Below are 15120 nucleotides of genomic sequence, written 5' to 3' on the forward strand. Positions count from 1 at the left end.
AGGCTGCCCACACCAGGCGTCTGGACCGGGCACACGTTCCAAGGCTGGCACACCGACACGACCCTGACCCAACCCTGGAGGACAGGACCCGTGACCAGCAACACGACCCTGCACGCCAAATGGGCCATCGCCCGCACCGTCACCGTCCACGCCAACTACCCAGGAGCCAACCCAGCCACCTGGACCCTGCACGTAGGCGACGGCGACAACGCCTTGGGCGCCCTGAGCACCATAACCATACCCATCAGGACCGGATGGAGGTTCGACGACTGGTACACCGACCCAGCGGCCACCACCCGCTACACCGGACAGGCCATCACCGCCGACACCGACCTATACATGGGATGGAAACAAGCCACCTACCTCGTGAGCCTGGACCCCAACGGCGGCACCTGGCCCGACGGCACCACCTATGCCAAATACCAGTGGGCCACCCACGGCGACCCGGCCACCATGCCCGACCCACCAACCAAACCAGGCCAACTCCTGACCGGATGGACCGACACGGCCACCGGAGCCGACTTCGACCCCACCACCACACCCATCACCGACTGGACCTCCCTCAAAGCCAAATGGGCACCAGCCATCACCCAACTCCCCCTCACCGGAGGACCACTAGGAGCCTGGACCCTACCCACCCTCGGCACCCTCCTACCCCTGACCACCCTCGCAGCCATCTGGCACAGCCTGCGCAAAAAACAAGGAGAACACAACCTCAGACACTAACCGAGCACCAGTAATAATCAGGGTCGCGCCATGAGCGGAAGCGCGACCCTTTCCCATACCCACAAACCATGTATCAACACCGCACAGTAGGCTAGAAAGCATTACGTAAAACGCTGGAAATCCAGGGTTTTGAGGGTAGTGTAATTTCCGATATTACATAAGATCCGCAACTATCGAGTTGTTCGGTACTTCATGAAATACGGTTGATTCAGCTGGCCCAGACGGCCGCGTCGGGGTCGTGGTCGGGGTTGTAGCCGTCGTCCTCGTCGCTGTCGTAGAAGCTGGCCTCATCGTCCATAACACCGGAATCAGCCTCGGCATTGATGGCATCGACCGCCTTGGCGTCCAGCTGGTACTTGGGCAGCACATTCTTGATATAGGAGACCACAGCCTCGCCCATGGGCACGTCGTGGCCGGCCTTTTCGGCCAGATACCAGCGGTGGGTGAGGACCTCATGGAAGAACTGGGCCGGTTCGATCTGCGACCGGTATTCGGCCGGAATCATGTGCACCGTGGGTTCAAAGACCTCGCGCATCCAGTCGGTGGCCACAATCTCCAGGTCCTCGCCCTCGCGCCATGTGGAGGCCCGATAGGCATCCAGGTCGTTGAGCAGGCGGCGGGCCTGGTTCTCCTGCACGTCCAGGCCGGTCAGGCGCAGGAGCTTGCGGGAGGCGTAGCCGGCGTCGACCACCCGGGGGCGGACCATCACGCATTTGCCGTCATCAGTGGTCTTCATCTCCAGCTCGTCCACGTCGAAGCCCAGTTCGTTGAGCTTCTCGACCCGCTGTTCAATCTTCCACATCTCGTCGGGATCGAACTGGTCCACGTCGGTCAGGACCGACCAGAGGGAATGGTAGCGGTCGACCAGGCGATTGCCCACCCCGATCTCGTCCACCTCGTCGGGCAGGAGCTTGCCGGAGCTCAGGTCCATGAGCTCGCCGATGATGTTGGTGCGGGCCAGATCAATGTCGTATTCACGCTGGCCGTCGGTCAGGGAGGGGTAGAGGGCGCCGGTCTCGGCATCGACCAAATATGCGGAGAAGGCATCGGCATCCCGCAGGAAGAGGACGTTGGACAGGGAGACATCACCCCAGTAGAAGCCGGCGAGATGCAGGCGAACCAGGAGCACGGCCAGGGCATCAATCAGCCGGTCGGCGGTGTCGGGGCGGAGATTGCCGGCGAAGAGGGCGCGGTAGGGCAGGGAGAACTTCAGGTGCTCGGTGACCAGGATGGCCTCCATGGGGTTGCCCTCGCGGTCATGGCGGCCGGTGACCACAGCGATTGGCTTGACGGTAGGCAGGTCCAGTTTCTGCAAGCGCCTCAGGAGTTCATACTCCCTGGCGGCCACAGGCCGGGTGATCTCCTTCATGGCATCGGTCTCCTGGCCCACACGCACGAAACGGACCACGTGCCGGGAAATGCCTCTGGGCAGATTGACCAGCAGGTCGTCGGGCCAGGTGGCCAGCGGCTTCTCCCACGGCAGAGTGAACATCTTGGGGTTGGATGATGCCGCTGTGATCTTCAGCGCCTTGGGCTCGGCCACATTGGCATCGATGCCCGCCGTCTGAACCGACGTGGCCTTGATGGCCCGCGGATCCAATGCTGATCGTCCAGTCAAATCCATAACCCCAATCTACCCAAGGCCCACGAACAACCCCTACGTCAGATTCTCGTGGGGCCGAGGGCACGAAGAAAGGGAAAGCCCCGCTGGGGGGCGGGGCTTTCCTACAAGGCCACTGGCTAGAACTACTTGTCCAGGGGCAGACGCAGCTCGGTCGACGGGGCGAAGAGGTGCATCTTGGTGGGGTCGATCTTGATCTTGACCACGTCACCGACCTTGGGGAGCTGACGGGGGTTGACGCGAATCGTGGTCAGCTTGTTCTGGTCGGACATCATGGCGGCGGTCTCAGCGGCGGAACCGTCGGTGAGGATGTTGCCGTAGATGTAGCCGTCGGAACCCAGGTCCTCGACGTTCATGACCTTCAGGGAGAAGGCGTTGGCATCGGAGGAATCAGCCAGGTCGGCGTCCTCGGGGCGGAAGCCCAAGACAATCTGACCCTTGTCCTCAGGGGTCAGGTCGGCGACGGCGGCCGGGTCCAGATCAATGGTGTCGTTGCCGATCTTGGCCTTGCCATTGACCACCGGGTGGGTGTTGATGTTCATGGAGGGCGAGCCGATGAAGCCTGCAACGAAGACGTTGGCGGGGCGGTCATAGAGCTCGGTGGGAGCGCCGACCTGCTGGAGGATGCCCAGCTTGATGACGGCGATGCGGTCGCCCATGGTCAGAGCCTCGGTCTGATCGTGGGTGACGTAGAGGGTGGTGACACCCAGCTGGCGCTGCAGGGCGGCGATCTGGGTACGGGTCTGGACACGGAGCTTGGCGTCCAGGTTGGACAGGGGTTCATCCATGAGAAAGACCTTGGGCTCACGGACGATGGCTCGGCCCATGGCCACACGCTGGCGCTGGCCACCGGACAGGGCCTTGGGCTTGCGGTCCAGGAACTCGGTCAGGTCCAGGATCTCAGCGGCCTTGCGGACGCGCTGCTTGATCTGGTCCTTGGGGGTGCCGGCGATCTTCAGAGCGAAACCCATGTTGTCCTCGACGGTCATATGAGGATACAGGGCGTAGTTCTGGAAGACCATGGCGATGTCGCGGTCCTTGGGCTGCATGGTGGTGACGTCCTTGCCACCAATGAAGATCTTTCCCTTGTTGACCTCTTCAAGACCGGCCAGCATACGAAGGGTGGTTGACTTGCCGCAGCCGGAGGGGCCGACCAGGACCAGGAACTCACCGTCCTTGATGTCCAGGTTCAGGTCATCGACTGAGGGCTCGGTGTTGCCCGGATAGATACGAGTGACGTTCTCGAATTTTACTTCTGCCATAGTGATTCCTTTCATCGGCAGGTACGTGCCGAACGATCCGTTGTGAGAGGTTCTACGTTGCTATCCGGCCATTGTCGACACACGACATCGGTACCAGACGAAGACCAACAGTCAACGTTTTCTTTCTAGGCCCACGAAAATTCTCTTCCTTGAGTCTGTTTCTCATCATACACGGCTCAGCTGCAAGGTCAATCGGCCATCCTCAGCTCTGGGCGTGGTGGTTGTGCATCCGGTTGCACAACCTGTTATGCTAAGTCATCATTCATGGGCAAATGCCTGAAAACAGGGGGAAACGCTATACTTACAGCTTGGAGGTGCCATGAGACCTATTCGCATCGGCGTGGTGGAAGACGACCCTGCAGCTTGTCAGCGCGTACTGGACTACCTGAACCAGTATCAGGACGAGCAGGGCGAGGAGTTCGTCGTATCCGCCTTCGATGACGGCCAGGCCATCGTCGACTCCTATTCACCGGTCTACGACATCCTCCTTCTGGACATCGAGATGAAGAAGATGAGCGGACTGGACGCGGCCCGCCGCATCCGCGAGCGCGACCAGGGTGTCATTATCATCTTCATCACCGCCGCCCCCCAGTACGCCATCAGCGGCTACCAGGTGCGGGCCCTCTCCTACCTGCTCAAGCCCGTGCCCTACTTCGCCTTCTCCCAGGAGATCAAACGCTCCATCGACCAGATCAAGGAGCAGGGATACGCCAGCATGCTGGTGGAGAGCGGCGGCAAGCAGACCCGCTTGGAGCTCTCCCAGATCACATACATCGAATCCATCCGTCACACCATCGTCATCCATACCTCCGAGGGCAAGATCTCCATATCCTCCACCCTCAAGGAGTTGGAGTCCCAGCTGGAAGGCCAGGATTTCTACCGTTCCAACTCCTGCTATCTGGTCAACCTCCGGCATGTCACCGCAGTGGAGGACCAGGACTGCCTCATGTCCGGCGGCGAACGCTTGCGGATCAGCCGCCCCCGCAAGAAGGGCTTCCTGGCGGCCCTGACCGACTATGTGGGTACCGGGGCCTAGGCCATGAACGGGACCATCACCAACGCCCTGCCGGACATCCCCCGACTCTATACCGCCATCTGCGAATGGCTGGCCTGCCTGATCTACCTCTTTGCCATATACCGGAAGGCTTCGATCAAACGGACCATACTGGTGCTGGCCCTGGGCCTGCCGGTCATGGTGGCCATCCAATACGGGGCCGGTGCCATGCCCAAGACCTTCTGGATCCTGGGCATGCTCCTGGCTGCTGCGGGCATGTACCTAATCATGCTGCTGGGCTCCAATGCAGGCAAACGCCAAGCCCTCTACCTGACCGCCCGCTCCTTCGTGCTGGCCGAGCTGGTGGCCTCCCTCCACTGGCAGCTGGCCACCTTCATACGATATGAGCTGGGGCACGAATCCGTCCTGGGCATCCAGCGAGCGCATGTCTCCAACCTGACCGCGAACCCGGAGAGCTGGTTCCTGCTGATTGCCACCTATGCGGTCTGCTTCAGCCTGGCCTGGCTGGCTGAGCGGCGGAACTTCAGCCAGTCCAAACCCACGCTGCCGACCCTAACGACCACCATCGCCACCCTGGCCATCACCGTGGTCACCTTCGCCATGAGCAACCTCAGCTTCGTGTCGACCAACACGCCCTTCTCCGGCACGGTCGGCCAGTCGGTCTTCTATATTCGCACCCTGGTGGATTTCTGCGGGTTCACCGTGCTCTATGCCCAGCAGGAGCAGTCCCGGCGAATCGCCACCAATACGGAACTGGCCTCCATTGACGCCCAGCTGCGCAGCCAGCACCAGGAGTACCTGCAATCCAAGGAGAATCTGGAATCGGTAGGGCGAATCTCCCACGACCTCAAACACCAGATCGCCGCGCTGAGGGCTGAGGTCGACCCTGAGCATGCGGCCGCTGGCTTCGAGCAGCTGGAGGCCTCGGTCGGCAAGTACAGCGCCCAGCAGCATTCCGGCAACCCTGTGCTGGACGTCATTCTGACCTCCAAAACCCGCACCTGCGTCAGCCGTGGCATCACCCTGACGGCCGTGGCCGACGGCAAACTCCTGGACTCCATGACCTCCATGGATATAGCCACCCTCTTCGGCAACGCCCTGGACAACGCCATCGAGGCGGTCTCCAAGCTGCCCGACCCCCAGCAGCGGCTGGTCAAGCTGGCCCTCTTCTCCCAGAACCGGTTCACCATCATCCGCGTGGAGAACTACTATGCCTCGGACCTACGCTCGGACGGCGAGGGCAACCTGGTCACCACCAAGAAGGACAAGCACGGCCACGGCTTCGGCGTCAAGTCCATCCGGCACATAGCCGAGCTCTATGGCGGCGGGATGACTGTTCATACCGAAAACCACTGGTTCACGCTGACCGTCATGCTGCCCCGCTGAGCCACCCCACCCCCCGTGGTTTACGCCACGAGGGGTGGGGTGGCTCCAGTACTTTGCCCCCCGGAGAGAGGGTGCTTGGGTCTTAAGGACTGGCCACCTTCCACGACGATGTCCTCGGGGTTGGCTGCCTAGCCGTAGACGGGTTCCAAGGTCTCCTGGTAGTCCTGGTGGAAGAAGCGTTCCTGGGCCAGCTTGTCGATCTACCCGTTGGTGAAGTCCTGAAGCTCCTTGTTGCCCTGCTGCACGGCTGGCGCGATCATGGACTCCCCACCCAAGATGCTGATGCCCACACTGAAGCCCTTGTTGGCCTTGGCCCAGGCCTGCACCTCCGTGTTGTCGGTGGAGAAGGCGTCGCCCCGGTGGTCCAGCAGGGCGCTGTATGCATTGGCGTACTGGTCGTACTTCTGCAGGGTGATGCCCTCGTGGTGGAGGTCGAAGTACTGCTCAGCCGTGGTGCCCTTGGCCAGGATCAGGGTCTTGCCCTTGAGCTGGTCCAAGGACTTGATCTCGGCCGAATCGGGCGATACCACGCCCAGGGCCACCTTCATGTAGGGCTTGGCGAAGTCAACCTTCTCCTTGCGTTCGCGGGTCACGGTGAAGTTGGCCAGGGTTACGTCGACCCTGTTGGAGGCCAGCACATCCACCCGGGTGGCCGGGTCCACGGAGGTGTAGTCCGTCTTGACACCTAGGTCCTTGGCCAGCCCTTCGGCGAAATAGATGTCGTAGCCCTGGTACTTGCCGTCCTTGTCCACATAGGTGAAGGGGGCCTTGTCGGAGAAGACGGCGACCTTCAGCTGGCCTGACTGCTTGATGTCCGCGATGGTCCGGGCCTTGTTGGCCGTGCCTGCCGCGCCGAATGCCGAGCCCTTGGACTGGTCCTGGCTGGGCAGGGAGACCGATGGACCGCAGGCTGTCAGGGCACCCAGCAGACCGACGGCCGCAATGGCCGCCGGCAGGGACCGGTTCAGACGGCCAGCCTGGCGGGCTGTTGCCCTCCCCCGGCGAGCGGCACCCACGGTCGCCTCGCTTGTTGCGGCGCTTGGCTGAGCTGCGGGCCGGGTTGGGCTACCGGCGAGACTTGCGCCGCGATTGCTTGCACCGGCCTTGCCAACCACCGCACTGCCTGACTTATCTACGCCGCCTGGGGTGCCGATGAGGACTGTGAGTCCGGGGCCCCAGCGACTCCTATCCACTTGCGCTGCTTGTGTTTCTGGCCTTCCTGACGCTTCTGGCACTTCCAACGCTGCCCGCATTGGCCGAACTGTCAACCTCGCCGTGCACGAGGGCCTTGATGGTCCGCTTGATTGTATTCACGATTCGAAATACAGGAAGTAGAGCTGGACCAGCAGGGGCTTGTTTCTGGACACTTCCACATAGGCCCTGGCCGTCTGCCGCATGACCGGGGTGCGGGCCAGTTCGACCGCGGCACAGGCCAGGCCGACCAGGATCGACAGGACTATGCCCAGGCTGGAAATGTAGAATGTCATGAGGGCCGCATTGGCGAAATATGGCGCGTGATGGGCTATGAAGAGCCAGTTCATCCTGCTCCTTGGATCATGGGAATGTACAGCTGCGACCTGCTGCCGACCATTGTTGCGAATCGCCGTCAGGCAGGGACTCCATTAGGGGTAGCCAGGTGCGAACTGGATTTAAGTGCATTCAGTCGGCCCCAGAGGCTCTGTGTCCAGACCTGCCCAGGAATCCGCACCAACGTTTTGGGCCAGCACTGCAGCAGTCACACTGCCGGAAGTCGCAATAGAAAGAAAAGGGAAGAAAAGGCAGGAAAACAGCGACCAGAACGAGGGTCGGTGCCTCTAGATACAGGAAAAGCCTGACAGGCCTCCATGGCCACATAAAAGCCAGCTATCATTGTAGTCTTGCAATCCTAATCGAATGAACCCCAGCCTACACGCTCACTGGTAGTTGACAAATACAGAGCACAGGTCATATCAGTATGTGGATTTCCACGGGTTTGAGGGGGCCTGGCTACCGGCTCCATCACCTGGCGAGACCTTCCTCCCCCAAGCTCCCACAGCCACCCTCAAGCTCCCGGAGATACAAGACTCGCCGGCGCATCCACTCTGGAATGCACCGGCGAGTCTTGTTGGCGGTAGGACTTTCAGACCCTAGGGGTCAGTATGTCTCAGGCCTGCTTATTGGCTTCCTTGTCCTTGTTCTTGGGCATGATCCACCACTTGAGCAAGGGGTAGGAGACGATGACGGCCAGCAGGGTGTTGACCACAGAGGCCAGGGTCGAGGAGACGGCGTTATTCAGACCCATGCCCTTGCACCACATGGTGACCCAGCCAGGCAGGACCAAGTTGACCACCACGATGATGACGGCCAGGATCGCGTACTTCCAGGCCGCCTCGGCGAAGGAGCTGTCGGACTTGAAGACCCACTTCATCTGGACGATGAAGTTGACGATCTGGGCCAGGACCTCGGCGATCAGGAAGGTCAGGAAACCGCCCAGGCCATTGGTGTCGGGCGAGCTGTAGTTGAAGATCAGGAAGGAGAAGGGCTGGGTCATCCCCATGGCCGTCACGAAGACCGCCGTGCCGATCCAGCTCACCACGAAGCGGGTGATCGTGGAGATATTGGAGAGCAGGTTGAAGAGGATGAACTCCCAGATGTTGGGGTGGTCATGAATCCAGCGGGTCACCGCATTGGTCGGCTCCTTGGAGGGCTTGGGTTGGGTGCTGGGGGTCTGTGCGTTATCAGTCATGGTTGAGTTCCTTTGCTATGCGCTTGTTGGCCGCCTTGTTCCTGAAGAAGCCACGAATGAAGGAGCCGGCCCCGCGGAAGGTGTGGCCGTTGGCGATCTTGACGATGGCATCCACCATGGAGGCGTCGATCATGCCCTGGGTCATCTTGCACATGGCCCTGGGGGGCATGTTGAGGACGAAGAGGGTGTTGAGGTCGGGCTGGCCGGTCTTCTCACGGATCTTGGCCTCACGCTTGATCAGGGTCTTGGCCACCGTCCGGGCGGCGAATCCCTTGGAATCCGCCCAGGAGGAGATGGGGTCGTTAATCCCGAAGACCGTGGGCTTGCCGGGGGCGATCACCCCGTGGCCGAAGAGGCTGGCCATCTGGTTGTCGGTCACATCCTTGACCTTTCCGGTCAGGTAGGCACCCAGGGTGGGCGACGGAGCCTGGGGCTCCACATCCCCCTCGACCTGGAAGTCGACCTGCAGGGGCAGCTCGTGGGCGTTCTCGCCGACCAGGAGGGTCCATTGGCCGGACTCGGTATGCCAGGCGGTGGTCTTGGGGTCGAAGTGACGGAAGCTGTAGCGGTCGAAGTCGATACGGACCGACTTGCTCTCATGGCCCTCCAGCCAGACCTTGCTGAAGCCCTTGAGCTCGTGGTCGGGGCGCAGAACACCACCCTGGGGGCCACGAACATAGAGCTGGACGACGGTGGCACCGGCCCTGTCGGACTGGTTGGTCACAGTCAGGCTGATGCCGGTCTTGTCGGCCTTCAGGTCGCTGAAGTCGAAGGAGCTGTAGGAGAGACCAAAACCGAAGGGGAATCGCACGGGGACCTGGGCGGTCTCATAGTAGCGGTAGCCGACGAAGGGGCCTTCCCGGTAGATGGCGTCGCGGCCGACGGCCGGATACCAGTCGGCATTGGGGCAGTCCTGGTAGGCCAGGGGCCAAGTCTCAGCCAGGTGGCCGGAGGGGTTGACCTTGCCGGTCAGCACCCGGGCGATGGCCGAGGCGCCGGCCTGGCCGGACAGGCCGACATGCAGCATGGCGGACACGTCATCGAACCAGGGCAGCTCCACCGGTGAACCGGTCACCAGGACGACGACCAGTGGCTTGCCGGTTGCCTTGAGGGCGTTGACCAGGTCGGTCTGAACCTGGGGGATGGCCATGGTGGAGCGGTCCAGACCTTCGGATTCGCTGCGCTCGTCCAGGCCGACGACCGCCAGGACCACATCGGTCTGATCGCTGGTGGCCAGGGCCACCGCATCCTCAATCAGGGGACGGTTGACATCACCGTGGCGCTCATACCCCTGCTGGTAGCCGGAGAGTGTTATGCCCTCCATCCTGCCCAGCTCATCGCACAGGTTCTCGCTCTTGGTGGCGTTGACCTTGGAGGAGCCCGAACCCTGGAACCGCGCGGTCTTGGCCATGTCACCGACCAGGGCCACCCGGCTGCCGGGCTTGAAGGGCAGGACCTGGTCATCGTTCTTCAGCAGGACGATGGACCCCTCGGCCACGGTACGGGCCACATCATGGTGGGCCTCGATAAGATCCTTCGTAAGCAGGTCGTCCCGGCCAACGCCCTCGGTCTTGGTCAGCTGGGCCAGCTTGGCCACCTCGCTGGCCCGAAGGTTGAGGTCGGCGGGAGCCAGGGTGCCGGCTTCGACAGCCGCCACCAACTCACGCACTGAAGTGTAGCCGGGCGAAGGCATCTCCAGGGTGCCGCCAGCCTTGACCGCAGCCACAGCCGAGTCGGAACCACCCCAGTCGGAGATGACCGCGCCCTTGAAGCCCCACTCCTTGCGCAGGATGTCAGTGAGCAGATGGGGGTGCTCATGGGCGTAGATGCCGTTGATCTCGTTGTAGGAGGACATGATGGCCCAGGGGTCGGCCTCACGCACGGCGATCTCGAAGCCGGTCAGGTAGACCTCACGCAGGGTCCGCTCGTCGATGACGGAATTGGAGGACTGGCGGCGCAGCTCCTGGCTGTTGACCGCGAAATGCTTGGGGCAGGCCGAGATGCCGTTGGACTGGATGCCACGGATCAGGCCGGCCGCCATGTGGCCAGCCAGCTGTGGGTCCTCGGAATAGTATTCAAAGTTGCGCCCGCACAGTGGGTTGCGCTTGATGTTCATGCCGGGGCCCAGCAGCACATTCACATCCAAGTCGTGGGCCTCGCGCCCCAGGGCCTGGCCCATGGCCTCGGCCAGCTTGGGGTCCCAGGAGTTGGCGACCGTACCGGCGGTCGGGAAGCAAGTCGCAGGCTTGGAGGCGCCTATGCCCAAGTGGTCTCCGGCACCCAGCTGCCGCCTGACCCCATGGGGGCCATCACTCATGACAAAGCTGGGAATGCCAGCCCGCTCATTGCCGCGAGAATCCCACTCAGAGGCACCGGACAGCAAGGCGGCCTTTTCCGTCGCCGAAAGTTCTTCAAGTTTCACTACCATGGCTCCCCTTTGCACTCCATGCCGCGTGGCCCTGCCACACGGTTAACTCATCCCATGACCCACCAAGAGGGCTCACAGGCACCGCCATCTACGAATCCTGTCCCATACGCCGGGTCAACCTTGGCAATATGGCGTAGGGGTCCGCTTACCACCCTATATTCAAACAAACCAGTCGCCGACCGCAGCCCCCACATTCACAATCTGTAGTTTTCACCGCACGAACGGTGCCGCCCAGCACCAAGCTGGTTGGTAAGACCAGGCAATTGCCCACACGCCACCTGAAAACCGTCGTGCTCCAAGACGATCCATAGGCCATCTGGCAATGACCCCATGGAATCACCCGATAGCCGGCATCCACATACACATTGCTACCAAGCAACACCAGCTGCCGGCCTTACCATGAGACCTTTGGTCGCAGGCTGGGTCACCAGGTGTGTTCCAAGTGATGGAGCGGGCTAACCAGGCCCTCCCCTGACACCAGCGCAGCCAAAATGTAACAAATTATTCGCTCTGCACACATTGCCCGGCCTTCTGCCACTTTTAGGAGTCCCAAATGTAACAAGTTACGCACCACACCGCCCGCCAGTGACGAATTCCGCACATTAAGCCCGCACAGCCCCACAACAGGAGGGGGAGGGTCGCATGAGTAGAGGAGCGGAATAGGGATAGGGGGGGGGGGAAGGGAAAGCGGAATGGGGATGGGAAAGGAACAGGAGAAAGGGACGAGGACACGGGAATGACGGGACAGGAGTGGGAAGAGAGTGGGGTAACCGAAGTGGGGTGCAGGGACGGTATGTTCCTGCACCCCACTTTGGGGTTAGCGCGCCGGGTGGCGGGCCGGTCAGCTATGCGGTCTGGCCAACGACCGGGGCCGGCGGAAGCTGGTCAGCCAATCAATCGGCGGACGGGGCCGAGGGGGTGTTGACACCCTCAGAGGCCTGGAGGTCGGCCAGCGGCGCGTCGGCGACCTCGCTGAGGGTCATGGTCACCTTGGCCTCATGCTGACGCTTGAGGAAGCGCTTGACGGCGACGACCTCAGCCCAGATGGCCAGGATGGCGGTCAGGGCCCAGGCAGCGTACATGGCCGTACGCCAAATGGGGGTCTCGACCTTAGGTTGACCATTCTCGTACTCCCAGCCGTTCACGGTGGTGTAGAGGATGTTCTTGGCGGCCTGGCGCATGGCGATCAAGGAGGTGGCCGACTTGTCGGTGATGTGGTTAGTCACCTTGGTAGTGGCCAGCATGGAATCACCGCCGGCGCGGATGATTTGGTCACCGTTCTGATAGCCATAGCCAGCGAAGTAATCGGTCAGGACGAAGCCCTTGAAGCCCCACTCGTCACGCAGCAGCGACTGGAGGAGGACCGGGTCGGCACCGGCGTAGACCGAGCCGATGTAGTTGAAGGAGCTCATGGCTGCCTGGGCGCCACCGTCCTTGACGGACATCTCGAAGGGCTTGAGGTAGACCTCACGCAGAGACTGCTCGTCGGCCCAGGTGCAGACCATCTCGGTGCGGTTGGTCTCCTGCTCGTTCAGGGCGAAGTGCTTCATGAAGGAGTAGACGCCCTTGGACTTGGCCCCGGAGATCTGCTCGGCGGCCATGGTTCCAGCCATGAGCGGATCCTCGGAGAAGTACTCGAAGGTACGACCAGCGAAGGGGTTACGGTGGACGTTCATGGCAGGCGCGTACCAGCCGGCAACGTGCATATCATGGGCCATGTCACCGATCATGTCGCCGAACTGCTTGGCCAGGTCCTTGTTCCAGGTGCAGGCGAAGGCCGTGGAGGCCGGGAAGCCGATGGAACCAACCTTGGTGAAGTTGTTGTTCAGGGAGGCGGGGCCGTCGGCATCGGTCATCTGAATCTTGCCAATGGACTTGATCGCCTGGGAGCCATAGCCGCCGTTGGCGATCAGATTGTCCATGTCCTTGAAGGTCAATTGGTCGAGCAGCTTGTCCCATTCAGCGTCGGAGTAGTCCTTGCCGCGCAGGTCAATCAGTTTCAAGCCGTTCTTGGCACCGGTGGTCGGCATCTTATCGTCGGACTTGTTGTAATCGGCGGGCTTGTAGTTGCTGTTGTTGATGAATTCTGACTTGACCTTGTCGCTCATGGTGAAGTCGGCCGGGGCCGCCGTGGCCTTGGCATAGTTGGCGAAGTGACCAGCGCGTGACAGGTAGGTGACATTGTCGCCGCGCACCTTGTCGAAGAGGTTGCTGGCAGCCTTCTTGTCACCGTTATGGGTCTTGTCAGCGCCCTTGCCGTCGTACACGTGCTTGCTGTCGATGGCCAGGTTCTGGCTGTCGATCACAGTGTGGGAGTCGGACTGGATGGAGATGCCATAATCGCCCTGGTCCAACACGTAAGCCTTGGCCCCGTACTCATCGTAGGAGGCCATATCGGAATCCTTGAAGGAGACCTTGACCTTCTCCGAAGCGCCCGGCTTGATGAGTCCGGTCTTCTCGAAGGCGACCAGGTTGGTGGAAGCCTTCTCGATGCCGCCATCAGTATAGGGGGGATTGTAGTAGGTCTCGACAACATCCTTGCCGGCCTTGGAACCCTTGTTGGTCACGGTCACCTCGAAAGAGACCTTGCCGTCCTTGTGGGAAATCGGCCCCATCTTCTGCTCGAAGTCCGTGTAGGACAAGCCGTAACCGAAGGGATAGAGGACCGTGTCGTCGTAGTCGATCAGGCCTTCATTGGCGGCCGTCTCATAGAAGCGGTAGCCGACATAAATGCCCTCGGTGTAATTAACGAACGTGGGCTTGGCGGTGGTGGTGCCACCGGTGAAGTTGGGGTAGGACTCCTTGAACTCGTCCACGTTCTTGTAGCCGAAGTTGCCGAAGTTGTTGTAGGTGTTGGACTTCTTGAGGTCCTTGATGAAGGTATCGGAGGTCTTGCCGGAGGGGTTGACCTTGCCTGTCAGCACCTGGCCCAGGGCCTCGAAGCCGGACTGGCCGGCGGGCGGGCACCACAGGACGGACTTGATCTGAGGATGATCCTGGAGGAAGTCGAACTGGAAGGTGTTGGCGCCGTTGTAGACCAGGGTGACCTTGGAGAAGTTCTTGCTGACCAGATCAACCATGTTGCGCTCGGTCTGGCTCAATTCCAGGAAGTGCTGGCCCTTCTTGAAGTCCTTGTAATCCTTGGAGTTGTCCTTGTACTTGATGTCCTTGGAAGTCATGTCAGTCGGCAGGTCGGCGCCCTCGCCACCCACGCGGGTGATTACGATGACGGCCTGGTCCGAGTAGGACTTGGTCTGCTGAATCAGGGAATCGGAATACTTATCTACCGGGGTCTCAGGCAGGGTCCAATCCTGGGCGAACATGCCGACCACGGGGCGGTCCTTACGGTAGTCAGTGTAAAGCTTGGTCAGCTTGGGGTTGGCCTCGAGGCCTGCCTTCTTCATGCCATCAAGGAGGGAGACGGTGGGGTACTGGTCGGACATGGAGCCCGAACCGGTGCCGCCATAGACCGGCTGGGTCGAACCCCAGCCGAAGACGTTGACCTTCTTGGTCTGCAGGGGCAGGTTGGCATCCTGGTTCTGCAGCATGGTCACAGCCTCGGTCTGGACATCCTCGGCCAGCTTGGTGGCCTTGGCCTTGGTGGACTCGGACAGCTCGTACTTGGTGGCGACGGCGTTGTTGAGTAGAGTCGCCATGGGGCCGGACAGCATCATGGAGATGGCTACGACTACACCCACCATAGCCACGATCCAAGACTCGGAATGAACGAGCTTGCGAGCACCCTGGCTCTTGACCGTCCTCTTATTGACGGCAACTGTGATAATCAATGCCAAGACCAGCAGCACGCCGGCGGTTACCAGATACGGCACCAGCGAATGCAGGACGTTGACAACATCAGCCATGTTGATTTGCAGCATGAATCCGTCTCCTCCTTGAATTTCTCTTCTATGATTATTCAGCTATGACTTCAGGACATAAGGTCATTACACAGATATC

8 protein-coding genes and 2 pseudogenes are annotated in these 15120 nt (G+C 61.1%); 3 read left to right on the forward strand and 7 right to left on the reverse strand.

From position 1 onward, the window contains the following. On the forward strand, positions 1-726 hold a 726-nt coding region (locus CRD60_RS07680), incomplete at its 5' end, for an InlB B-repeat-containing protein (protein WP_145961907.1). A 208-nt stretch (positions 727-934) separates the two neighbouring features. Here CRD60_RS07680 and CRD60_RS07685 read toward each other — a convergent pair. Together CRD60_RS07685 and CRD60_RS07690 are read right to left on the reverse strand one after the other, a co-directional pair. Beyond that, positions 935-2350 carry a DUF4032 domain-containing protein gene (locus CRD60_RS07685; protein ID WP_113860695.1) on the reverse strand — a complete coding sequence of 472 codons (1416 nt, stop codon included), beginning with the start codon at positions 2348-2350 and terminating at the stop codon, positions 935-937. Positions 2351-2472: 122 nt separating this feature from the next. Continuing rightward, complete coding sequence (locus CRD60_RS07690; protein WP_113860696.1) at positions 2473-3609, reverse strand: ABC transporter ATP-binding protein; 1137 nt, start codon at positions 3607-3609, stop codon at positions 2473-2475. A 319-nt stretch (positions 3610-3928) separates the two neighbouring features. Between CRD60_RS07690 and CRD60_RS07695 the strand changes: the two genes are divergently transcribed. Together CRD60_RS07695 and CRD60_RS07700 are read left to right on the forward strand one after the other, a co-directional pair. Further along, positions 3929-4645: a LytR/AlgR family response regulator transcription factor gene (locus tag CRD60_RS07695; RefSeq protein ID WP_113860697.1), complete on the forward strand. Its 717-nt coding sequence runs from the start codon at positions 3929-3931 to the stop codon at positions 4643-4645. Positions 4646-4648: 3 nt separating this feature from the next. Next, entirely contained in the window at positions 4649-6010 is a 1362-nt protein-coding gene (locus CRD60_RS07700; protein WP_113860698.1) for an ATP-binding protein, read from the forward strand. A gap of 128 nt (positions 6011-6138) precedes the next feature. Here CRD60_RS07700 and CRD60_RS07705 read toward each other — a convergent pair. The 5 genes and pseudogenes from CRD60_RS07705 to CRD60_RS07725 all read right to left on the reverse strand — a co-directional run bounded on the left by CRD60_RS07705 (position 6139) and on the right by CRD60_RS07725 (position 15041). Next, a pseudogene (locus CRD60_RS07705) lies at positions 6139-7026 on the reverse strand (transporter substrate-binding domain-containing protein). A 303-nt stretch (positions 7027-7329) separates the two neighbouring features. Beyond that, positions 7330-7551: pseudogene (locus CRD60_RS07710) on the reverse strand (ABC transporter permease subunit); the annotation flags it as partial. Positions 7552-8153: 602 nt separating this feature from the next. Next, positions 8154-8735 (reverse strand): GtrA family protein, encoded by a 582-nt coding sequence (locus tag CRD60_RS07715; RefSeq protein WP_113860700.1) that lies wholly within the window; start codon positions 8733-8735, stop codon positions 8154-8156. Continuing rightward, a complete protein-coding gene (locus CRD60_RS07720) occupies positions 8728-11157 on the reverse strand; it encodes a glycoside hydrolase family 3 C-terminal domain-containing protein (RefSeq protein WP_113860709.1) in 2430 nt (809 codons plus the stop codon). Before CRD60_RS07720 ends, CRD60_RS07715 begins: the two co-directional genes overlap by 8 nt. 899 nt (positions 11158-12056) lie before the next feature. Then, positions 12057-15041, reverse strand: coding sequence for a glycoside hydrolase family 3 protein (locus CRD60_RS07725; RefSeq protein WP_113860701.1), 2985 nt, complete (start codon positions 15039-15041; stop codon positions 12057-12059). Positions 15042-15120 lie beyond the last annotated feature (79 nt).

Origin of the sequence: Bifidobacterium aemilianum (assembly GCF_003315635.1) — a bacterium.
Lineage (GTDB): Bacteria > Actinomycetota > Actinomycetes > Actinomycetales > Bifidobacteriaceae > Bifidobacterium > Bifidobacterium aemilianum.